Source organism: Enterococcus sp. DIV1337a (assembly GCF_051712285.1).
GTDB lineage: Bacteria > Bacillota > Bacilli > Lactobacillales > Enterococcaceae > Enterococcus > Enterococcus faecalis.
The window spans coordinates 1,608,196-1,631,555 of the sequence record NZ_JBIOOP010000001.1 but is presented as its reverse complement, the minus strand read 5'-3'; the positions used below and the strand labels follow the sequence as shown (position 1 = coordinate 1,631,555).

21 protein-coding genes are annotated in these 23,360 nt (G+C 37.1%); 20 read left to right on the top strand and 1 reads right to left on the bottom strand.

Annotation, left to right across the window (positions count from 1 at the left end):
- Window positions 1-13 precede the first annotated feature (13 nt).
- From IGL49_RS07860 to cydC, 4 genes are read left to right on the top strand one after another with little or no spacing between them, the layout of a single operon-like run.
- Entirely contained in the window at window positions 14-1,432 is a 1,419-nt protein-coding gene (locus IGL49_RS07860) for a cytochrome ubiquinol oxidase subunit I (protein ID WP_104855154.1), read from the top strand.
- Window positions 1,429-2,442: a cytochrome d ubiquinol oxidase subunit II gene (gene cydB / locus IGL49_RS07855; RefSeq protein ID WP_104855155.1), complete on the top strand. Its 1,014-nt coding sequence runs from the start codon at window positions 1,429-1,431 to the stop codon at window positions 2,440-2,442. Before IGL49_RS07860 ends, cydB begins: the two co-directional genes overlap by 4 nt.
- 4 nt (window positions 2,443-2,446) lie before the next feature.
- Window positions 2,447-4,180: a thiol reductant ABC exporter subunit CydD gene (gene cydD, locus IGL49_RS07850; RefSeq protein WP_104855156.1), complete on the top strand. Its 1,734-nt coding sequence runs from the start codon at window positions 2,447-2,449 to the stop codon at window positions 4,178-4,180.
- Window positions 4,177-5,943, top strand: a complete 1,767-nt coding sequence (gene cydC / locus IGL49_RS07845) for a thiol reductant ABC exporter subunit CydC (RefSeq protein ID WP_104855157.1) — start codon at window positions 4,177-4,179, stop codon at window positions 5,941-5,943. The genes cydD and cydC overlap by 4 nt, the downstream gene beginning before the upstream one ends.
- A gap of 80 nt (window positions 5,944-6,023) precedes the next feature.
- Here the strand turns inward: cydC and IGL49_RS07840 are convergent, their stop codons facing one another.
- A complete protein-coding gene (locus tag IGL49_RS07840) occupies window positions 6,024-7,004 on the bottom strand; it encodes a polyprenyl synthetase family protein (RefSeq protein ID WP_104855158.1) in 981 nt (326 codons plus the stop codon).
- Window positions 7,005-7,125: 121 nt separating this feature from the next.
- Here IGL49_RS07840 and IGL49_RS07835 point away from each other — a divergent pair, with 121 nt between their 5' ends.
- The 16 genes from IGL49_RS07835 (at window position 7,126) to IGL49_RS07760 (ending at window position 23,336) form a co-directional block, all read left to right on the top strand.
- Complete coding sequence (locus IGL49_RS07835) at window positions 7,126-8,031, top strand: prenyltransferase (RefSeq protein ID WP_104855159.1); 906 nt, start codon at window positions 7,126-7,128, stop codon at window positions 8,029-8,031.
- A gap of 28 nt (window positions 8,032-8,059) precedes the next feature.
- Window positions 8,060-9,271 carry an NAD(P)/FAD-dependent oxidoreductase gene (locus IGL49_RS07830; RefSeq protein WP_016617571.1) on the top strand — a complete coding sequence of 404 codons (1,212 nt, stop codon included), beginning with the start codon at window positions 8,060-8,062 and terminating at the stop codon, window positions 9,269-9,271.
- Window positions 9,272-9,443: 172 nt separating this feature from the next.
- The gene (locus IGL49_RS07825; RefSeq protein WP_104855160.1) at window positions 9,444-11,867 is read left to right on the top strand and encodes a DNA translocase FtsK; all 2,424 of its coding nucleotides are present in this window, start codon (window positions 9,444-9,446) and stop codon (window positions 11,865-11,867) included.
- A 130-nt stretch (window positions 11,868-11,997) separates the two neighbouring features.
- A complete protein-coding gene (locus IGL49_RS07820; protein ID WP_104855161.1) occupies window positions 11,998-12,699 on the top strand; it encodes a GntR family transcriptional regulator in 702 nt (233 codons plus the stop codon).
- A gap of 117 nt (window positions 12,700-12,816) precedes the next feature.
- Window positions 12,817-13,566, top strand: coding sequence for an ABC transporter ATP-binding protein (locus tag IGL49_RS07815; RefSeq protein ID WP_002381711.1), 750 nt, complete (start codon window positions 12,817-12,819; stop codon window positions 13,564-13,566).
- On the top strand, window positions 13,556-15,385 hold the full coding sequence (locus tag IGL49_RS07810) for an ABC transporter permease (protein ID WP_104855162.1): 1,830 nt from the start codon (window positions 13,556-13,558) through the stop codon (window positions 15,383-15,385). Before IGL49_RS07815 ends, IGL49_RS07810 begins: the two co-directional genes overlap by 11 nt.
- A gap of 124 nt (window positions 15,386-15,509) precedes the next feature.
- The gene (rlmN, locus tag IGL49_RS07805; protein WP_002356987.1) at window positions 15,510-16,583 is read left to right on the top strand and encodes a 23S rRNA (adenine(2503)-C(2))-methyltransferase RlmN; all 1,074 of its coding nucleotides are present in this window, start codon (window positions 15,510-15,512) and stop codon (window positions 16,581-16,583) included.
- 290 nt (window positions 16,584-16,873) lie between these two features.
- Window positions 16,874-18,202 carry an APC family permease gene (locus IGL49_RS07800; protein ID WP_104855164.1) on the top strand — a complete coding sequence of 443 codons (1,329 nt, stop codon included), beginning with the start codon at window positions 16,874-16,876 and terminating at the stop codon, window positions 18,200-18,202.
- A gap of 239 nt (window positions 18,203-18,441) precedes the next feature.
- Window positions 18,442-19,410 carry a competence type IV pilus ATPase ComGA gene (comGA, locus tag IGL49_RS07795; protein ID WP_104855165.1) on the top strand — a complete coding sequence of 323 codons (969 nt, stop codon included), beginning with the start codon at window positions 18,442-18,444 and terminating at the stop codon, window positions 19,408-19,410.
- On the top strand, window positions 19,367-20,413 hold the full coding sequence (gene comGB / locus IGL49_RS07790) for a competence type IV pilus assembly protein ComGB (protein ID WP_104855166.1): 1,047 nt from the start codon (window positions 19,367-19,369) through the stop codon (window positions 20,411-20,413). The genes comGA and comGB overlap by 44 nt, the downstream gene beginning before the upstream one ends.
- Window positions 20,413-20,688 (top strand): competence type IV pilus major pilin ComGC, encoded by a 276-nt coding sequence (gene comGC, locus IGL49_RS07785; RefSeq protein ID WP_002356991.1) that lies wholly within the window; start codon window positions 20,413-20,415, stop codon window positions 20,686-20,688. Before comGB ends, comGC begins: the two co-directional genes overlap by 1 nt.
- A complete protein-coding gene (gene comGD / locus IGL49_RS07780) occupies window positions 20,685-21,131 on the top strand; it encodes a competence type IV pilus minor pilin ComGD (RefSeq protein ID WP_104855167.1) in 447 nt (148 codons plus the stop codon). The genes comGC and comGD overlap by 4 nt, the downstream gene beginning before the upstream one ends.
- Complete coding sequence (locus IGL49_RS07775; protein ID WP_164982851.1) at window positions 21,097-21,423, top strand: type II secretion system protein; 327 nt, start codon at window positions 21,097-21,099, stop codon at window positions 21,421-21,423. The genes comGD and IGL49_RS07775 overlap by 35 nt, the downstream gene beginning before the upstream one ends.
- Window positions 21,413-21,850 (top strand): competence type IV pilus minor pilin ComGF, encoded by a 438-nt coding sequence (comGF, locus tag IGL49_RS07770; protein ID WP_104855169.1) that lies wholly within the window; start codon window positions 21,413-21,415, stop codon window positions 21,848-21,850. The genes IGL49_RS07775 and comGF overlap by 11 nt, the downstream gene beginning before the upstream one ends.
- The gene (gene comGG / locus IGL49_RS07765) at window positions 21,847-22,200 is read left to right on the top strand and encodes a competence type IV pilus minor pilin ComGG (protein WP_104855170.1); all 354 of its coding nucleotides are present in this window, start codon (window positions 21,847-21,849) and stop codon (window positions 22,198-22,200) included. Before comGF ends, comGG begins: the two co-directional genes overlap by 4 nt.
- Window positions 22,201-22,328: 128 nt before the next feature.
- Window positions 22,329-23,336 carry a class I SAM-dependent methyltransferase gene (locus IGL49_RS07760; protein WP_033599703.1) on the top strand — a complete coding sequence of 336 codons (1,008 nt, stop codon included), beginning with the start codon at window positions 22,329-22,331 and terminating at the stop codon, window positions 23,334-23,336.
- The last annotated feature ends 24 nt before the right edge of the window (window positions 23,337-23,360 follow it).

Genomic DNA, 23,360 nt, shown 5'->3' with positions numbered 1-23,360 from the left:
GGGAGGAAATAATATGTTTGATATTGTAACATTGGCGAGAATCCAATTTGCGATGACAACAGTTTTCCACTTTTTCTTCGTACCGTTTTCAATAGGATTAGCACTTGTTGTAGCAATTATGGAAACAATGTACGTTGTGAAAAAAGAGGAACGTTATCGTAAAATGGCCAAGTTTTGGGGAAAGATATTCCTATTAAGCTTCGCTGTTGGGGTTGTAACCGGGATTATTCAAGAATTTCAGTTTGGGATGAACTGGTCTGATTATTCTCGATTCGTCGGAGATATTTTTGGGGCACCGTTGGCTGTAGAAGCGCTCTTAGCCTTCTTCTTAGAGTCAACATTCTTAGGTTTGTGGATCTTTACTTGGGATAAAATGAATCCAAAAGTTCACGTAACGTTTATCTGGTTAGTTGTATTCGGTTCAATGATGTCTGCTTTCTGGATTTTAGTTGCGAATAGTTTCATGCAACATCCAGTAGGCTATGTCATCAATAATGGCCGTGCTGAAATGGTGGACTTTGTAGCTGTCATCAGCAATCCAAAAGTTTGGTATGAATTTTCACACGTTATCATGGGCGCCTTTACATTGGGCGGCATGGCAGTAGCTGGTATGGCTGCTTTCCAATTGCTGAAAAAACGGGATATTTCATTCCACAAAGCATCTATGCGCATTGGCTTATGGGTTACTTTGTTCGGTTCAATCGGCGTTTTATTAGCTGGCGACTTGCAAATGAAAGCTCTAATTGAAGGACAACCAATGAAATTTGCGGCGATGGAGGGGGCCTATGAAGACTCTGATGATCCCGCTGCTTGGACATTGATTGCTTGGGCAGATGAACGAGAACATAAACAAGTTTTTGGTATCGATATTCCGTATATGCTAAGTATTTTATCGTATAACAAATTATCAGGTTCGGTTGATGGGATGGATACAGTCAACAAACGCTTGGTAGAAAAATATGGGGATGATAAAAATTATTATCCACCAGTTAACACTTTATTCTGGAGCTTCCGTATCATGGCTGGTTTTGGTGCCTTAATGTTATTGGTTGCTGCCTTAGGACTATTCTTTACAAGGAAGAAAAAACCATCGCTGTACGAGAAGAAATGGATGCTGTGGATTGTTGCTCTATGTACGTTCGCGCCATTCCTTGCGAATACAACAGGTTGGTTAGTCACTGAATTAGGTCGTTATCCGTGGACTGTTTATGGATTATTTACGATTGAACAAAGTGTTTCACCAAATGTATCGGTTGCTTCATTAATTACGTCAAATGTCATTTATTTCTTATTATTTGCTGGTTTAGGTAGTGTCATGGTTTACTTGGTCATTTTAGAATTACGTAAAGGACCAGACTATGAAGCGAAAAAATTAGCGAAAGAAAATGAACCAGCGTTGGATCCATTTGATAAGGGGGTATTTGGCGAATGAGTACACTACAATTATTATGGTTTGTCCTTATCGGCGTCTTATTCTCAGGTTTCTTCTTCTTAGAAGGATTTGACTTTGGTGTTGGAATGGCCGTTCAAACGTTGGCACACAATGATGATGAAAAAGATCAAGTCGTTGCAACAATTGGACCTGTCTGGGACGGAAACGAAGTTTGGCTGTTAACAGCGGGCGGCGCAATGTTTGCCTCTTTCCCATATTGGTATGCTTCATTATTTAGTGGCTACTATTTAATTCTATTTACGATTTTATTTGGGTTAATTATTCGTGGAGTTTCCTTTGAATTCCGCCACAACATGCCAGAAGGCAAACGTCGTCGGATGTGGAACTGGACGCTATCAATTGGGAGTTTCCTTGTACCGTTCTTCTTTGGTATTTTGTTTATTAGCTTAGTCCAAGGAATGCCTTTAGATGCAAACGGCAATATGCATGCGCAATTTACGGATTATTTTAATCTGTTTTCAATTGTTGGTGGAGTAGCCTTAACATTACTTTGCTACTTACACGGCATGAACTATATTGCTTTAAAAACAGAAGGCCCAATTCGCGAACGTGCTCGAAATTATGCAGAAATTTTATATGGCGTTTTATATGTCGGTTTAGTTGTTTTTGCAGTGTTGATGTACTTCAAAACGGACTTTTATGAAAAGAACTTTACGGTCACTTTAATTTTAACGTTAGCAATTGTGGTCTTAACAGTCATTGCCAATGTTGGGGTGTTTAAACGCAAAGAGATGTTAGCTTTTCTAGCGAGTGGTTTAACGTTAGTTGTATTAGTTGCTCTCTTGTTCAGTGGCTTGTTCCCACGTGTTATGATTGGTAGTGAAGGATTTGATTTGTTGATTAAAGATGCAACAAGCACACCATATACACTAAAAATTATGACGTGGATTTCTTTAAGCATTTTACCATTCGTGTTAGCTTATACTGCTTGGTCCTATTATATTTTCAGAAAACGTATTTCACATACAGCCGTACCAGAGGGGTATTAAATCTATGATTGATAAAGACATCTTACAGATGCCTAAAATCAAAAAAATTCTTGTCTTGCTTGCAGGTTTTTCTTTCCTGCAAGCAGTCTTTATAATTGGGCAAGCTTTTTTTCTTTCAAAAGCCATTGTCGGCCTTTGGAGTGGTGGGCATCTTAACCAACAACTACAGAGTATTTTACTCTTTTTTATTTTTTATCTTGGTCGACATGTTATTACGTATTTTCGTGAGAGCATGCTCGATACATTTAGTTATGAACGCTCAAAAGAATTACGCGAACAATTGTTAACTAAAATTTTCCGTTTAGGGCCAAATGTTGTTCAAAAAAATGGGACTGGGAATATGGTTACCATGGCTTTAGAAGGCATCAGTCAAACCGAAAATTATTTACAATTGATTTTGACAAAAATGATGAATATGATGATTATTCCTTGGATTATTTTGGCCTTTGTTTTTACACAAGATATTCGTTCAGGCGTAACATTGCTGATTGTTTTTCCAATTATTATTATTTTTATGATTGTGTTAGGTTATGCAGCACAAAGTAAAGCGGACAAGCAATATGCGGCATTTCAAATGCTTTCCAATCATTTTATTGATTCCTTGCGTGGGATTGATACACTGAAACTGTTTGGATTAAGTAAAAAATATGCAGGGAGTATTTACCATACAAGTGAACGATTCAGAAAGGCGACCATGAGTACGTTGAAAATTGCCATTTTATCAACCTTTGCGTTAGACTTTTTTACGACATTATCGGTTGCTGTTGTGGCAGTTTTCCTTGGTTTAAGTTTATTAAACGGCACGATTTTATTATTTCCTGCCCTAGTTACTTTGATTTTAGCACCCGAATTCTTTTTGCCGATTCGTGATTTTTCAAGTGATTATCACGCAACCTTAGATGGAAAAAATTCTTTTCAAGCGATCCAAGCGGTATTAGCATTGCCAGAAGCAGAACAAACCGATGTGCTAACGTTAGATGATTGGCATCAAGAAAGTCAGTTGTCAGTCACAGCGCTAAATTTTTCCTATGAAGATGCAACGCAAGAAGCGATTCAATCGTTACAATTCTCTGTTGATGGTCGCAAAAAGATTGGAATTATCGGGGCGAGTGGTTCTGGTAAGTCAACGTTAATTAATTTGTTAAGTGGCTTTTTATTACCAACAGAAGAAACGAGTCAATTGGCGATTAATGGTCAAACGATTCCACATTTTTTACAAAAAGACTGGCAAAAACAAATCCTTTATATTCCTCAAGCGCCATATATTTTCCAAGATACTTTGGCAAACAATATTCGCTTTTATACACCTGAAGCGACAGATGAGGCGATTCAGCAAGCGATTCAGTTAGTTGGCTTAAACGAGCTAGTCAAAGATCTTCCTGAAGGAATTCATACCTTGATTGGGGAAAGTGGCCGAATGTTAAGCGGGGGACAAGCGCAACGAGTAGCGTTGGCCCGCGCCTTTGTCGATCAAAAACGCCACATCTTGTTGTTTGATGAGCCGACAGCGCATTTGGATATTGAAACAGAAGTTGAAATGAAAGAGCGCATGTTGCCATTAATGAACAATCATCTTGTCTTCTTTGCGACACATCGTCTTCATTGGATGGAAGAAATGGATTACATTTTAGTGATGGAAAAAGGGCAATTAGTGGAACAAGGAACGCTAGCAGAATTGATTGAAAAAGATGGCTACTATGTTCAATTAATGAATCAAATGAGAGGAGGACGCCAATGATGGAAAAACAACCGACAACGAAAGATGTTTGGAAAAACGATCAATGGGTTCGTCCTTTCTTAAAACGCTATAAAAAAACCTTGTATTTTGCCTTACTTTTAGGCTTCTTGACGTTTTTTAGCGCAGGGGCATTAATGTTTACGTCTGGTTACTTAATCAGTCGTGCGGCTTCCTTACCAGAGAATATTTTATTAATTTATATTCCCATTGTTTTAACAAGAGCCTTTGGGATTGGCCGTCCAGTTTTTCGCTATGTGGAGCGTCTAACGAGTCATAACTGGGTGTTAAAAATGACCTCTGATCTGCGCTTGAAACTTTATAATGTGCTAGAAAAAGATGCGATTTTCTTTAAGACAAAATATCGCACGGGGGATATCTTAGGTTTGCTTTCGGAAGATATTAATCATATCCAAAACTTATATTTACGAACGATTTTCCCAACCGTTATTGCTTGGATTTTGTATATCTTTTTAGTGATTGCGTTAGGTTTCTTTTCTTGGTGGTTTGCTTTATGCATGTTACTGATGCTAGGAGTGGTTGTTTTTCTATTGCCACTTGTTTCAGTCCTAGTGAATGGTGCGCGTCAAGAAAAACATAAATATGCCAAAAATGAGTTATATCAAACGCTAACCGACAATATTCTAGGTGTGTCTGATTGGGTATTTAGTCAACGAGGTACTGAATTTGTTGCCCGTTATGAAACAGATGAAGCAAACGTTCGTACATTAGATGAAAAAATGAAGCAATTTAACCGTGGCCGAGACTTTGTTTTACAACTTCTTTTTGGTGTGATTGCGATTGCTGTCTTGGCTTGGACTAGCGTGCGGTTTCCAGGCAATCATGGGGGGGCAGCCAATTGGATTGGTGCTTTTGTTTTAACCGTTTTTCCGTTAATTGATGCTTTTGCTCCGCTACCTGCTGCAGCACAGGAAACAACGATTTATAAGGATTCCATTCGTCGTTTTAATGAGCTTCCTGAAGGAGACGGTGACTCAACAGAAGCGCCTGTTCAGCCAAACGGCACCAGTTTATCGATAGAACATTTGTCTTTTGCATATGAAAATCAAGAGAAAAAGGTATTAAATGACTTATCGTTAACAATTCCTGAAAAACAAAAATTAGCGATTTTAGGGCGCAGTGGTTCAGGAAAGAGTACGTTGGCTTCGCTCATTCGTGGTGATTTACGGCCTACTTCGGGAGAAATCCTTTTAGGAAATATCCCAACTGAGGCATTTGGTGAGACGATGACTGAATATATTGGTGTTATGCACCAAGCGCCGTACCTCTTTCGAACAACCATTTTAAATAATATTCGGATTGGTAGAGAAGAAGCGAGCGAAGCAGAAGTTTGGGCGGTTTTAGAAAAAGTTGGCTTAAAAGAAATGGTTGCCCAATTACCAGAAGGTTTACAAACAATGGTGGATGAAGCAGGTTTGCGTTTTTCTGGTGGCGAACGACATCGTTTGGCACTAGCGCGGATTCTTTTACAAGACACACCGATTGTGTTATTAGATGAACCAACTACTGGGTTAGACCCAATTACAGAACAGCAATTGTTGGAAACCTTTTTTGAGGCATTAAAAGATAAAACTGTCATCTGGATTACCCACCATTTGCAAGGCGTAACTTTGATGGATCAAGTGATCTTTATCGAAGACGGCCAATTAGAAATGAGTGGTACGCCAGAGGAATTACTTGCAACCAATGCACATTATCAAAAACTTTACCGAATTGATCGTGGCATTAGTTCTTTAGAGGAATAAAAAAAACGACTGGTTGTTGATTAAAGCAAACAATCAGTCGTTTTTCTATTTCAATTAATGGCAATTCTTCCATAAAACGTTTAAAATGAACGATGTAATAAGAGCTTAGTTAAGGAAAGTAAGGTTTCTTTTGCTGTGCCATCAGGTAATTGTTGAATATCAGTGATTGCTTTGTTGGTTACTTTTTTAGCAAAAGCTTGTGCTTCTGTAACGCCATGATAGTCGTTGACTAGCGCCGCAACTTCAGCTGCCTCTTCTAAGGTAATGGCACGTCCTTTATCCAAATAAGGGCTGAATACGTCAGGTGCTGCTTGATAAGCGAAGAGAAGTGGTAACGTATAGACACCTTGTGACAAGTCTTCTAAAGCGGGCTTTTTCAAGGTTTCCGTGTCGGCGGTATAATCTAAAATATCGTCATAGACTTGAAAAGCAATGCCAATATGGCGGCCAATTCGTTTAGCTAAACGTTGGACTTCTTTTGAACTATGACCGAAATAGGCCCCTTCAAGACAGCTTAGTGAAAAAAGTTCGGCTGTTTTGCCATTGACACTTCTTAAATAAGCAGGAATCGACATACGGCGGTCAAATCGATGACTCATTTGATCGAGTTCACCAAGTAACAACCGTTTCATTCCTTGTGCATTGATTTTCATAAATTCAGAGCCATTCATGGCATCTGCAATCAAAGTAAAGAATTCAGTGAATAGTAAATCACCTGTGTAAACAGCCACGTCTTTACCATATTGTGATTGAATAGTCACAGCGCCTCGGCGCAATGGAGAATCGTCAATAATGTCATCGTGAATCAACGTAGCCATATGTAGGATTTCCAAAGATGCAGCTATTTTTAATAGTTGTTGTTTCTCTTGTTTTTCTTCATCACCCAGTTGAGCAAAAAGAAAGAAAAAAGCGGGGCGTAATAATTTGCCGCCAGAACGAGCCAAAGTTACCAAGGCTTCTTCAATATCTTCGTTGCGTGTATGCAACGTTTGTTCAATTAGTTCACATGTTTCCGTTAAAGAACGTTCAACGTCAGGAAACGACTTCCAAAATGTGTTCATAAATATACTACGATCCTTTCAGTGGTTCAATACTATTTGATTGTATACGAATTGGCGACAGAAATACAGTAATTAAGTTTTAAAAGTAACAAAGTTTGTAAAAAAGTAGCGGAGGGATAGTTTGAATCGAGAAATATTTTTTGAATTAGTAGAATTAAAAGCAAAAACGGCTAGTGTTTTGCCATTTTTGTTAGGAATTTGTTTTAGTTGGTACCAATATGGGCGGCTCCATGTCGGCTATGTTTTAATTTTTTTCATTGCGATGTTTATTTTTAATATGGCGGTCGATATTTTAGATAATTATAATGATTACCATCATGCCACAGAAGTTCATGATTATAAGGAAAAAACGAATATTATCGGTCGAGAAAATTTATCTTTGCCATTAATACGTAAAATGATTTTTTGGATGATTCTCGTTTCTGCTTTAATGGGAATTGGGTTGTCATTCATTGTCGGCTGGCCGTTATTAATTATGGGTCTTTATTGTTACTTAATTGGTATTTTTTATTCATCAGGACCCAAACCTTTGTCTAGCCTACCATTGGGCGAAGTTTTCTCAGGATTTACAATGGGGTTCATGATTACCCTCATTTGTGTCTACATTAATACGTTTGAAGTCTTCCCTTGGTCGGCAGCTAATTTATGGGGGATTTTCTTAGTCGCTTTACCTAACACTTGTTACATTGCTAACTTAATGTTAGCAAATAATATCTGTGACTTAGAGGAAGATGAAAATAACAAGAGATATACATTAGTTCATTACCTTGGCAAAGCAAGTTCTTTGAAATTATTCGTCGGATTAAATACAATAGCAATGTTAGCCATTTTGTTAGCTGTCGGTTTAGGATTAACCCCGTCAACAATGTTACTCATGCTTTTAACTTTACCTTTTGTACGGAAACAAACCCAAGCCTTACTGAAGGAACAAGTGAAGAGTAAAACATTTGTTTGTGCTGTGAAGATCTTAGCTGTGGGAGCAACTGCACAAGTGCTATTTTTCGCCATAGGTTTGTGGTGGCTGTAAATTTTTTATAGAGTGGAAGGGAATCAAAATGAATAAGAAACATGTTGTTATTTTAGGTGCTGGTTACGCAGGCTTAAAAACATTACGCGAATTACAAAAAGGCGCCAAAGACGTCGAAATTACTTTAGTGGATCGTAACAACTATCACTACGAAGCAACGGATTTGCATGAAGTTGCTGCTGGAACACAACCAGCTGAAAAAATCACATACAATATTATGGATGTTGTCGATGAAAAAATGACCACCTTTATCCAAGGAACAGTTAAAACAATTGATGCTGCAACACAAACAGTTGCTTTAGAAGATGGCCAAACAATCAATTATGATTACTTAGTTGTTTCTCTTGGGTTTGAATCAGAATCATTTGGTATCCCTGGTGTGCAAGAACATGCTCTACAAATGGTAGATGTGAAAACGGCTTTAAACGTGTATGAACATATCCAAGAGCAAATGCGTCAATACAAAGCAACTCAAAACGAAGAATTCTTAAAAATTGTTGTCTGTGGAGCAGGCTTTACAGGGATTGAATTATTAGGTTCTCTTGTTGAAAACAAACCAAAATTTGCTGAAATCGCAGGTGTCTCAGCAGATCAAATCCAAATTTATTGTGTCGAAGCAGTTACTCGCCTATTGCCGATGTTTAACGAAAAACTTGCGAACTATGGTGTGCAATTATTAAAAGATTCAGCTATTCATTTATTATTAGGTAAACCAATTAAAGAAATCAAACCAGGCGCAGTTGTTTATCAAGATAACGAAGCAGGCGACTTGGCAGAACTTTCTGCCAAAACAATTATTTGGACAACGGGTGTTAGTGGAAGTCACGTTGTAGGCGATTCTGGCTTTGAAGCTCGTCGTGGTCGTGTCATGGTTCAACCAGATTTAACAGATGCGAACCATAGCAATGTCTATATTATTGGTGACTGCTCGGCAGTGATGGATACAGAAACCAATCGACCTTACCCAACGACAGCACAAATCGCCTTGAAAATGGGCGCTCATGCTGCAAAAAATATTCAAGCACAATTGAAAGGGGAAGCAACTAAACCTTTCAGCTTTAAATCACAAGGTTCTGTTTGTTCTGTCGGAAATACACGTGCCTTAGGAATCGTGGGTAAAACAGATATCAAAGGATACCCAGCTTCATTCATGAAAAAAATTATCATGAACAAAGCGCTCTTTGAAACAGGTGGCGCCAAAGAAATGATGGCTAAAGGTCGTTTCGACTTATACCATTAAGAATCAGCAAAATAAGAAATAATGGAGCAGTGGTCAAGAGACTATTGTTCCATTTTTCTTAAAATGAAAGTTTTTAAAAAATTTCCATGATTTTTCAAGTAAAATGAGGTGGGCACTTTTGTTCGATTCCATTTTTATGTATAATGAGAAGTGATGGAAAGAGGGAAGTTAAATGGCACAAAAAAGAGCAACAAATAAGAAAAAAAGTACGACAAAGAAAAAGACCAAAAAACAACAGCAACAACAAGAACGTTTAAATTATATGTTTCTTGGCCTGATTTTTATTTTATTCGGTGTCTTTGGACTCTTTCGCTTAGGGTTTTTAGGCACGTTATTAGCGAATTGTTTACGCTTAGTCGTAGGTAATACCTTTCCATTTGCAGCGATTTTACTAATCCTGTATGGCTTATTAGTCATGATTTATGGGAAAGATTTTCCGTTAAAAAGAGGGCGCCCTATTTTTGGCGCTGTTCTGATTTATATTAGTATTTTGTTATTTTTACATGCCTTTATGTTTCGGAATGTTAGTGGCAGTCAACCAGATATTTTAGGTAACACTTGGGAATTTTTGCAAAGCGATTTAAAAGCCAACCAAGTGACGCAAAACGTAGGAGGCGGTATGATTGGCGCACTGCTTTATCAAGGAACGTACTTTTTGGTGGCACAATTTGGTAGCTATTTAATTGCTACATTGCTACTGTTAGCGGGGATTTTCTTGATGAGTATGTGGGATTTTCAGCAAATTGTTGATCATTTCCAAAGTATTCAAGATCGCCTAAGCCATGTTTCGGCAAAATCACAGGCGCGACAAGAAGAAAAAGAGGCGAAGCGAGCAGCGAAGAAAGAAGCCAAAGCAGCAGAACGCCAAGCAAAAATTGAAGCCGCTGCCCAACAAAAATTACAAGAGCAGGAACGCATGGAACAAGCGGCAGCCGAGCGCTTAACAAAAACGCCAGTTGAAACCCACCAACCAATGGCAGAAGAACCGGCCGCACCAACGCCTGTTCAAATTGATTCGTTTCAACAGCAAAATCAGGCGATGCCTGTACCGCCAATTACAGCAACAAAACCGCAACGAGAGCAGGAAGAGGAAGCGGCAGATGAAGCTGGTGTTCTCGAATTTGAAATTTCTGAAGAAGCGGAAGATCGTGATTATCAACTACCACCAACTGATTTGTTAGATACAATTCAAGCAACGGATCAAAGTGGTGAATATGAAAAAATCGAAAAAAATATTGGCGTCTTGGAACAAACCTTCAAGAGTTTTGGCGTGGATGCTAAAGTGGTCAAAGCCAGTTTAGGACCATCTGTCACAAAATTTGAAGTTCAACCCGCTGTTGGGGTAAAAGTTAGCAAAATTGTTAACTTGACGGATGACATTGCTTTAGCGCTTGCCGCCAAAGATGTTCGTATGGAGGCCCCGATTCCTGGAAAATCATTAATTGGGATTGAAGTTCCTAATAGTGCAATTAGTACAGTATCCTTTAGAGATATTGTTGAGGCACAACCAAGTCATCCAGATAAACTATTAGAAGTACCTTTAGGTCGAGATATTTCAGGGATGGTTCAAACTGCGGATCTATCAAAAATGCCGCATTTATTAATTGCGGGATCGACAGGGAGTGGGAAATCGGTTGCTATCAATGGCATCATCACAGGTATTTTGATGCAAGCGAAACCCCATGAAGTAAAATTAATGATGATTGACCCGAAAATGGTGGAATTGAATGTGTATAACGGGATTCCTCATTTATTAACGCCAGTGGTTACTAATCCGAGAAAAGCGGCCCAAGCCTTGCAAAAAGTAGTTCAAGAAATGGAATTTCGTTATGAAAAATTTGCAGCAACAGGCGTCCGAAATATTACTGGTTACAATCAATTAATTCAACAGAAAAATGCGGAAGATGGCGAAAATCGTCCGATTCTGCCATTTATTGTTGTCATTGTTGATGAGTTAGCTGATTTAATGATGGTGGCAAGTAACGAAGTCGAAGATGCGATTATCCGCTTAGCCCAAATGGCACGGGCAGCGGGCATTCATATGATTTTAGCGACACAACGACCAAGTGTAGATGTCATTACAGGAATCATCAAAGCAAATGTTCCTTCTCGAATGGCTTTTGCGGTTTCAAGTGGGACAGACTCGCGTACCATTATTGATACCAATGGGGCGGAAAAACTATTAGGTCGAGGCGATATGCTCTTCTTACCAATGGGAGAAAATAAACCAATCCGCATCCAAGGGGCCTTTATTTCTGATCAAGAAGTCGAACGAGTGGTTGCGTTTGTAACGGACCAACAAGAAGCTGAATATCAAGAAAGCATGATGCCAACCGATGAACCGACCACTTCAGGCGGTGGCGAAGCTCCTCAAGATGAGTTATTTGAAGAAGCAAAAAACTTGGTGGTTGAAATGCAAACAGCTAGTATTTCATTGCTACAAAGACGCTTTAGAATTGGCTATAATCGTGCGGCTCGTTTAGTGGATGAATTGGAAGCACACGGAGTTATTGGACCATCAGAAGGTAGTAAACCAAGAAAAGTCTTTTTACAAGCGGAATCAGAAGAGGTAGTGCCTGAGACACCGGAACAATAAACAAAAAGAACAAAAATAGATAAATTTATCTATTTTTGTTCTTTTTTTATAATTTCAGCAAAGCATCATGTTATAATCATCATTTTCTGGTAAAATAGAAAGGAATAGTGCGGTTGGGAGGGAGCGTATCATGAGAAGAAAAAGCGTGCTTTATTTAGAAGTAGCAGATCAGATTAAAGAAGATATTTTGAGTGGCAAGTATCCAGTAGGAACGTTTTTACCAACAGAAACAGAATTGGAAGAGATGTTTAACGTTAGTAAAATTACGATTCGACGGGCAATCGAAATGTTAGCAGCGGAAGAATTTGTTGAGAAAAAAAGTGGCCGGGGCACAACTGTGTTAAGCAATCGGCCCTACAATAAATTATCAAAAGCAGGGACATTCACTGAATTTTTGAATGAGTCAGGTCAGAAAGTAACTAAAAAAGTTTTACAAGTTGAAAACTTGACATTGTCAAAAGAGATGCCAGCTTATCAATTTTTAGGGGAAGAAGTGGTTCACCTTTCACGGTTATATCTAATCGATGAACAACCCTATATTTATTTTAATTACTATTTGCCAGCTGCCATGAAAGACGTATCATTGATTGAATACCAAGAAGAATCCTTATATCGTTTGATGGATCGTCATGCCATTGAAATTTATAAATTTGAAGACCGGTTTGAAGTTGCAACTTTGACAGAAGAAGAACAAAAGATGTTGCAAACAACTGAAACAACGGGCTTAAAAAGAATTCGGCGTTCGTTAAGCCCAACAGGTCATTGCGTAGAATATTCAGAAGCTATTTATAATACGAAGATTCATCCTTATGTGATTGAATATGAAGCGTAACTTTTAAAAGAATAACAGTGCACTTACAGTAATGTAAGTTCATTGTTATTCTTTTCTATTGTCGTTTTTTTTCATTTTCGATACACTAAATGAGTGAGAAGAATAGGAGTGGAAAATATGTTAGAAGTACAAAATTTGAAAAAAGTTTACGGAAACGAAATTAAATATGAAGCCTTAAAAGGGATTAATTTAACTGTCCAAGATGGTGAATTTATTGGCATTATGGGGCCTTCTGGAAGTGGGAAAAGTACACTTTTAAATTTATTGGCAACAATCGATAGTCCAACAGACGGTGAAATACTTTTAAATGGAAAAAATCCAAATAATTTGAATCAAGAACAAATTGCTAAATTCCGTCGTACAGAATTAGGATTTGTTTTTCAAAGCTTTAATTTAATGCCAACATTAACAGTTGAAGAAAATATTATTCTGCCATTGACGCTTGATGGAGAAAAAGTCTCTGTAATGAAACGCCAATTAGCAGAATTAAGTGAGCGTTTAGGTATCAATCATTTGTTGAAAAAACGAATTGCAGAAATTTCTGGTGGACAAGCACAACGGGTCGCCGTTGCTCGGGCAATGATTCATCATCCACAATTATTACTGGCCGATGAACCAACAGGAAACTTAGATACGAAATCATCTAAGGATGTGATGGGCTTGTTACAACAATTAAATGAAGAAGAGGCAGCAACGATTTTAATGGTGACCCACGATCCGCTAGCCGCAAGTTATTGCAAGCGTATCGTCTTTATTAAAGATGGTGAATTAATTGATGAAATTGTCCAAAATGGCAATCAAAAAGAGTTCTACGATTTAATCATGGTGAAACTGGCTGAGATTGAAGGTGTCGATAATGAATTTTAATCAGTTTGTTATAAGAAATACGATTCGAAATAAGCATTTATACTTGGCTTATTTCCTAAGCACAATGTTTTCTGTGATGATCTTTTTTACATTCACTGGTTTTGTCTTTCACCCAGCCTTAGCTAATGGTTTAAATCCTAAAGCACAAATGGGAATGACGGCTGCGGCAATTATTATCTATGGTTTCTCTTTCTTGTTCGTTTTATACTCGATGGATGTCTTTATCCAATCTCGGAAAAAAGAATTTGGAACCTTGATGATTCAAGGGATGAGCCCGAAACAGTTGAAGAAAATGATTTTTATTGAAAACTTAGTGATTGGTTTCTTTGCTACAATTTTTGGTAGCATTTTAGGTGTTGGGTTTTCACAGTTTATTTTATGGATTAGCAATTTATTAATGCATCTAGGTTTAGGTTTTTATTTACCAGTGATGCCGTTTATCATTACTGTCATTTCGTTTGCGGTCTTGTTCTTAGTAATTTCTTTCTTTATTCAATTCCGTTTGCCAAAAGCGACACTTCAAGAGTTACTAAAAGCGGGTGAAATGGGTAAAGGTGAAATCAAAAGCTCTAAAATTAAATCCTTCTTAGCCGTGTTGCTTTTAGTTGTCGGCTATGGAATTGCTTTAGTTGCTAAGGGACAACTAGTTTTAATGGTGATGTTCCCAGTAATTTTCCTAGTTATTTTAGGAACAAAATTCTTATTTGACCAATTGAGTGTTTCTGTCATTGAACGTTTAAAACGGAAACCAAAAATCTTTTGGAAAAAAACTAATATGGTCGTTTTATCAGATTTGGCTTTCCGCATGAAAGATAATGCGCGTTCGTTCTTCTTGGTGTCAGTGATTTCAACAGTCGCTTTTGCTGCCATTGGAACGTTATACGGCGTGAATGAAATGATTTTTAAAGGAATAAGTTCTGTACCATACGAATTGACATTGTCTGATTCTTCCAACCCAGAAAATCAAGAAATGAAACAATTTGCGACAAAAACATTCCAAGAAAAAAATATTCAGTTTGATCAGGTTGATTACACAATGTACAAAACAAGTGCTGGCATCCAATTGATCAAAACATCTGAATATAATAAGTTAGCAAAAATGATTGACGAACCAACGATTGCTGGGAATAGCGTAGTTAATTTAGTACAAAAAGATGCTCCTTCTGCTGCATCAGTAGATGTTAAATCTGTTCAATTGGGAAATGATCAAGTTTTAAACATTGGAAAAACAGAAGAAACCAAGGTATTACCGACTTTTGGCGGTGTGGTTGTTATCCCAGATAGTACCTCAACAGATGGAATCAAAGAGGAAACAGAAACAATTTGGCAACCAAAAGAAGGCACAGATAAAGAAACCTTAATTGATGCTGAAAATATTATTGGTGATAAATACCCAATGTTAACAGGAACAACGGCTACAATTGCAGCCATTACACAATTTTATACACCAGTTCTATTTGTCGGACTATTCATCGGTATCGTGTTCTTTGTCTCTGCTGGTAGTTTCTTATACTTCCGTTTATACAGTGATATGAATACGGACGTTGAAAAATTCAAGATGATTTACAAACTTGGTTTGACGAAAAAAGAATTGAAGAAAATGATTTACCAACAAGTAGGTATTTTATTCTTTACCCCAATTGTTGTTTCATTTATTCATGGAGCTGTTGCTTTGAAAGCAATGTATGCCGTGTTAGATCAGCCAATGCAATTAGCTGGCTGGGAAGTTTTAGGCGTTTTCTTATTGATTCAGGTCGTTTACTATTTAATTGCCAGAACGTTCTACTTCAAGAAAGTTTATCACTTAGTGAAAGATTAATTATAAAAAATCGTTAAGCATGCACGCTTAACGATTTTTTTTGAGGATCTTCGTGATATTGCATTCAAAGTGAGAATACGTTATAGTTATGAAGCGAATGTAATAGCAGAAATGAGGAAAAGAAATGCAGAAAGAATCCATTTATGGACTGACAAGAGAACAGCTTGTGGACTGGTTTTTAGCCCATGGCGAGAAGAAATTTCGCGCAACACAAGTGTGGGAATGGTTGTATACAAAACGTGTTGCTTCATTTAGTGAAATGTCGAACATTTCTAAATCGTTGATGACTTTATTAGAAGAAAATTTTTCATTAAATCCATTAAAACAAGTCATTGTGCAAGAAGCGCAAGATGGTACTGTGAAATATTTATTTGAATTACCAGATAAAAATATGATTGAAACAGTTTTAATGCGTCAAGAATATGGGTTATCTGTTTGTGTGACCACTCAAGTTGGCTGCAATATCGGGTGTACATTTTGTGCTAGTGGGCTATTAAAAAAACAAAGAGATTTAACTGCTGGCGAGATTGTTGCCCAAATTATGTGGGTACAACACTATTTCGATGAACGTGGGTTGGATGAACGTGTTAGCCATGTCGTTGTGATGGGAATTGGTGAACCATTTGATAATTATGCCAATGTCATGAACTTTTTACGAACGATTAATGATGATAAAGGCTTGGCCATCGGTGCCCGCCATATTACAGTTTCAACAAGTGGTTTAGTGCCAAAAATTCGTGAATTTGCGGACAGTGGACTACAAGTAAACTTGGCAATCTCATTACATGCTCCTAACAATGAAGTCCGTACATCAATTATGCGGATTAATCGTAGTTTTCCAATTGAAAAATTAATGGCAGCAATTGATGAATATATTGAAAAAACCAACCGGCGTGTTACATTTGAATATATTATGTTGAGTCAAGTGAACGATCGACCAGAACATGCCCAACAATTAGCAGATTTACTACGGAATAAGAAAAAACTTTCTTATGTTAATCTGATTCCATATAACCCGGTGAGTGAACACGATCAATATAGCCGAAGCTCTAAAGAAGCGGTATTAAAATTTTATGATGTACTCAAAAAGAATGGCATCAATTGTGTTATTCGTAAAGAGCACGGAACAGATATTGATGCGGCTTGCGGACAATTACGTAGTAAACAAATGAAAAAAGAAAAAGTCAAAAACCAATAACGTAGTTAAAATCGGATCAAAAAGGTTTCTTTTTGATCCGATTTTTCGTTTATTTAATGGAAAATCGTCGCTTCCTCAGTTTTTGTTTATAAACAAAAGATGAATGCTCTAAAACTTTTATGACAAATTTTCTTTTTGTAGTTTTCAAACTTGAAATTCTAAAAGAAATAGCTATACTGAAAAGAGATCGTCACAGAATTTTTCATGAAAACAGCTATTATTTTCGTTATCTTTTCAAGAAAGTGAAAATTTTGTAACGCTTGTTTATTTTAAATGAAATGAGGGAGTCTATGGAGAAAAAGCAATTAAAAAGAGAGATAACAACGTTTGGTGCGTTATCCACGGTAATGGGTACGGTGATTGGCGCTGGCGTTTTCTTTAAAGCTGCGAGTGTCGTTGGACACGCACAGTCAGCTAGTTTAGCTATTTTTGCTTGGGTATTAGGTGGTGCCTTAACCATTTGTGCAGGATTAACTAGCGCCGAACTTGCTACAGCAATCCCTGAAACAGGTGGCGCAGTGAAGTATATTGAATATACATATGGGAAACTAGCTGGTTTTCTGTTAGGGTGGGCACAAAGTATTATTTATTATCCTGCCAACATTTCGGCGTTATCCATTATTTTTAGTACACAACTAATCAACTTGTTTCATCTATCGGCAAATTTATTGATACCGATTGCCGTTCTTGCTGGAACCAGTATCACGATAATTAATTTATTAGGAACAAAAATTGCTTCTTTGGTCCAATCCACGACATTGGTGGTAAAACTGATTCCAATTGCCTTGATTTCTTTAGTAGGATTATTTACTCCAGGGCAGGTAGCGGTTTCGCTTTTTCCCATTGAAACAACAGCGAATACTGGCTTTTTAGTTGCTTTTAGTGGTGCCTTAGTTGCAACCATGTTTGCTTATGATGGCTGGCTAGGTGTGGGTAATGTGGCTGGTGAAATGAAGCGACCAGAAAGAGACTTGCCTAAAGCTATTATTTTTGGTTTGTTATTGATTACTTTAATTTATGCCTTAATTAATTTTGTGTTTCTAAAAACATTACCAATTGAGCAAATCGCTGGAAATTTAAACGCTGCTTCGGATGCTTCTGTGGCTATTTTTGGACCAATTGGTGGTAAAATCGTAACTATCGGGATTTTAATCTCTGTATATGGTGCGTTAAATGGTTACACAATGACGGGAATTCGGATTCCTTATGCCTTGGCCTTAGATAATCTGATGCCTTTTAGTCGCCAGTTTCAAAAGTTGTCTAAACGCTTTGTTGTTCCTTACGTAGCTGGAATTTTTCAGTTAGCCGTAGCCGTTATTATGATGTTTTTCGGGACCTTCGATTTATTGACGGATATGTTAGTTTTTGTTATGTGGCTTTTTAATCTATTAATTTTCTTAGCCGTTTTTATTTTAAGAAAACGAGAACCTGAATTAAAACGACCGTATAAAGTTCCTGGCTATCCAATTATTCCAATTATCGCTAGTCTAGGTGGTATCTTTATCTTGGTTACAACAAGTATTACACAGCCTTTTCTAGCATTGATTGGGATTGGGATTACGCTTTTAGGAATTCCAGTTTATTTAGTTAATAAACAAAAAACGAAGCCAAAAACGTAAACGATCCGATCTGATTCTGATAGTTTTCTCAAAGATTTTGTGATTCAGAGAAATTTTTGAAAACTAAAAGCCAGATTTTTTTAGTATAATACTAAGTGTCTAGTAGTTCCACTATTTTGGGGAAGATAGATGGACAGCGCAAACTTCAAAAAAAGAACCTTCATCTTATTGGTGAAGGTTCTTTTTTTTGCTGAAATCATAAAATAAATGCGTAGTTTATTAGTGAGAGGAGGAAATAAATGACTGAAAATGTAAAAAAATTGGCTCATCAATTAATTGAATGGGGCGTTCTTCATGGAGCGCAAGACGTTTATTTTTTACCCAATGATAACGAAATAGCCATCTCTTTTCGGACAGGGATGCAACGGACACCTTACACACAAGTTTCCGCAGAAATAGGTGAAAAGCTAATTTTCCACTTTAAATTTATAGGCGGCATGGATGTCGGAGAAAGACGAAAAGCACAATTAGGTGCGACAACTTATCTAATTGGCGAGACAAAGCAACGCTTGCGTTTATCATCTGTGGGGGATTTTCAGAATCGAGAGAGCTTGGTGATTCGCTTTTTGCATCGATTTGGTGAACAAGCTGAACATTTTTTCTTTCCCGACCAACTGAATGAAATTGAAGCATCTTGTCAGAAACGCGGACTTTATTTATTCAGTGGACCAGTTGGTTCGGGGAAAACAACAACCATGTATCGTGTGGCTAAACAAAGAAGTCGCGAACAACAAGTGATAGCAATTGAAGACCCTGTTGAAATTGAGGAAAAGCAGTTTTTACAGTTGCAAACAAATGAAAAAATTCAGTTAACGTACGAAGCCTTAATCAAAGTCTGCTTGCGACATCATCCTGATATTTTGATTATTGGTGAAATTCGTGATAGTGAGACGGCTCAAGCAGTTATTCGAGCCGCCTTAACCGGTCATACTATTTTTGCGACAATTCATGCGCGCAACTTATTGGGGGTGCAACGCCGTTTGATAGAATTAGGTGGCCCAGAGCATGAATTGAGTGAATGCTTGCAAGGTGTTATTTATCAACAGATCTTGACAACCACGATTAATAAGGAAGAAGTAGCGGGCATTCTTTATGATTATTTCTTTTTTAAGGAAGCCATTATAAAGAGCAGTTGGCAAAAGAATCTAAGAAAGGCGTGGACATATGGGTTTATTACAGAAGAAACGTATTTTCAAACCGTCGAATAAACTAACAAAAAAACAACAGCAGCTTTTTCTGAAACTATTAGCAGATTTACTTGCAAATGGTTTTAATATACAAGAAAGTTTTTCCTTCATGAAAAAATCAAACGCGTTACCTCAGCACAGTATAACTTTTTTAGTCGAAGGTTTTTCCTCAGGTATTGCCTTACAAGCTTTAGTAGAACAATTAGGATTTTCAACAATGGTCTCGGCACAATTGTCGTTTGCTACTGCACACGGGGATTTGGTAGGGACACTACAAGCGATTTACGAACATTTTTTTCAAACGGAAAAATATCGGCAACAGTTCTATAAAATAATTAGTTATCCGCTGCTCCTGATTGTTTTTTTGATTCTCGTCATTGTTGGTATTCGGCAATTTTTATTGCCCCAATTAATGGAAAATGATGCCAATAGTTATTCTAAAAATATTGGGATTCTTCTGATTGTTTACAGTCCATACATTCTGGTTACCTTAGTTTTTGTCCTCTCATTTAGTTTCTTCATTTTAAACCGTTATTTGAAGCATCAGTCTGCTATTCAGCAGGCGTTCATTTATCTGAAATTGCCAATTATCCGTGGCCTTTATCGGGAATACGTCAGTGCTTTTTTTGCACTAGAATGGGGGAAGTTGCTTGCGCAAGGATTAGAAATGAAAGAGGTCATCGATTTGATGCGCCATACAACCAATTACCCCTTAATGAAAGAATTAGCTGGAGCAATTAGTGAAGGACTGCTAGTTGGTGAAACCTTACATAGACAATTAGCTGCTTATCCTTTTTTTACGCAAGCATTGGGTTTAATGATTCAACAAGGAGAAGTCAAAGGAAAATTAGGCAAGGAGTTGATGGTTTATAGTAATGTCTGTTTCCAAGGTTTTTTCAAAAAAATTGAACGAGTCATTACCCTTGTTCAACCATTTATTTTTATCATAATTGCTTGTTTAATTATCGGTGTCTATGGGGCAATGTTGCTGCCTATTTATGGCAATATGGAAGGAGTTTTATAATGAAAAAGAAACAAAAATACGCAGGGTTTACATTATTAGAAATGTTGATTGTCTTATTGATTATTTCCGTATTGATTTTACTTTTTGTTCCTAACTTAGCGAAACATAAAGAAACAGTTGATAAAAAAGGCAATGAAGCAATTGTAAAAATTGTGGAATCACAAATCGAGCTCTATACACTAGAAAAAAATAAGACGCCTTCCTTAAATGAATTAGTCAACGAAGGCTACATTACTAAAGAGCAGTTAGATAAATATACAGCAGAAAAGCAATGAACAAGTCAGAAGGATTCACATTAATGGAAACACTTGCTAGTTTAACAATTATTTGCTTTATGACTATGCTCCCAACACTCGCTATTCACCGCTGGCAAGAAACGTTAAAAATTGAACAGCTTCTTGCTACGGTAGAAAAACAACTTCGTTTTGCGCAACAGCAAGCAATTGTTTTAGAGGAAACACAAGAAGTTTGGTTTTTTGAAGAACAACAAAGCTTTTCATTCCCTGATAAATTGAACCAATCGGCTCGAAGGACTTCGCTAGCTGTACCTGAAAAAATGACAGTGAGTGGCCCAAGCAAGCTCAGTTTTCTTCGCTCGTCAGGAAACAATGGCCGTTTAGTGAAATATATTTTTACTTGGACTGAAAAGAAACAGCAACTTATTTTACAATTTCAGATGGGGAGTGGCAAATATACGAAGAAAATTAACTATTTATAGCGGTTTTATTTTATTAGAGAGTCTCGTTAGTTTTAGTATTGTATGTGTGGTAGCAGGGATATTCTCCCTGACTATTACACAATTAATTCAGCAAAATTATCAACGGGAGCAAGAATTAACGCGCACTCGTCTAGGATACGAAGCAATTTTATTTTTAGAGCAGACGGGTGATTTACGTTTCGAAGAGCGGATATATCAAGGAGAAACTTACCGATTTTCTTTGATGGAGAACGAGGGAAGAAGGATACTAAAAGTCACAGATTCAAGAGGAGCGATTTTGATTGGTCAATAAAAAATATGCGGGTTTTACGATGTTAGAGTGTTTAGTGGCACTAGTCGTTTTAAGTTGTATGTGTCAATTGTTTCAGTTGATGATTCAACAAAGTTTTATCGGAAATCAATATTTGAAAAACAATGATTCGAAATCCTGGCATATATTTTTAATTCAATTAGAAAAAGAATGTCAAAAGCTCGCTTTCCAAACAGGCTCTGCTCAAGAGATTTCTTTCCTCGATTCAGAAACAAACAAGACTATTTCAATTCAAATCAAAGAAGATAAAATTATTAAGCGAGTCAATGGTAAAGGATATCAGCCGCTGTTAATCGGTATCAAAAATGGACAGTTTAAAAATGAAGGGCAATCGTTTACTTTGGAAGTTACTTTTACTTCTGGAAAAACATTTGATAGTTTTTTTCCGATAAAAGGAGAATTACAATGAGGCAAAAATATTCAGGAAACTTATTATTCACGGCCATGGCATTTGTTTATTTGATGAGTTTTCTCACCCTTCAGTTACTAGAAGAACGTCAGTTAACACAAAAATTTACGCAAGCTACACAGGAATACTATACAGTGAAAAGTATCCTTCATTTATTTCTTGCAGATGTTAAACAAAATAGACGAAAGTTAAAAACAGACGAAAGGCTCGTATATGAGCAAGTAACCCTCAATTATACATACAAAAATGAACAATTAAGAATAACTGTTTTATTAAACAAATCTGGTCAGAAATACCAATACCAAGAGAGATTTTCTCATCCAAAAAAAGCGGAAACAATCCTGGAGTAGCGTTGTTTTTCTACAAATTATTAGATTTTAGAAGAAAGACAGTAAAGGCATTGATTATTCTTTCTTTTTTCGTTAAAATAAAACAGGTATGGAAGTTGTTACATTTTGAATAGAATAGAGGTGCTAATTTGTTCCCAGAAAAAATTGAAGAGGCTTTCGAGCCAATGGAACAAGCAATCCAGTTATTGCAACAGTCATTGGATACTTCTTTTTTAGATGCGTATATTGAGAATGGTGAAAATATTTTAGATGATTTTCAAGTACGAGTACTTGACGGAGTACCTAATCCAGAGACAGTGAAACAATTAGAAACGCTGTATCATACGATTAAAAAAATTGATTTAGCTCCTGAAGATGTGCGACGCTTGTCCCAATTACTTTTGTTAAAAGGCACGAGAAAAGAGCAGCTTCAAGCAAATCATCAATTGACGCCAGACGGTATTGGCTTTTTGTTTGTTTATTTAGTAGAACAATTAACAAATAAATCAGAGCCATTAAAAATTTTAGATCCTGCTTCAGGAATGGGAAATTTACTGTTAACGGTTCTGCTGAACCTTGAAACAGCTGGTTACAAAGTTTCTGGTTATGGTGTGGATATCGATGAAACACTTTTGGCAGTATCTTCTGTGAACAATGCTTGGTCACAAGCCAATATTCAGTTGTTCCATCAAGACGGATTGCAAGATTTGTTATTGGATCCAGTTGATTTAGCATTAAGTGACTTGCCGATTGGCTATTATCCAAATGATGAGCGAGCAAAGGGATTTGCTGCTGCTGCTGAGGAAGGCCATAGTTATGCGCATCATTTATTAATGGAGCAAGCTATGAAATATGTGAAGCCAGCAGGGATTGGCTTATTCTTAATCCCAACCAATATTTTAGAGACTGAGCAAAGTGAATTCTTTAAAAATTGGTTGACGAAAAACGTCTATTTACAAGGAATGATACAGTTACCTGATGAATTGTTTAAGTCAGAACAATCACGTAAAAGTATCTTGCTTGTTCAAAACAAGGGTGCAGATGCTGAGCAAGTGAAGGAAGTTTTGTTAGCAAAACTTGCCTCTTTGAAAGATATCAATAAAGTAACGGAGTTCTTTAAACAATTTGAAGCTTGGAAAGCTTCAAATTTAAAATAAAATAGTAACGAAGAGGAGAAAATT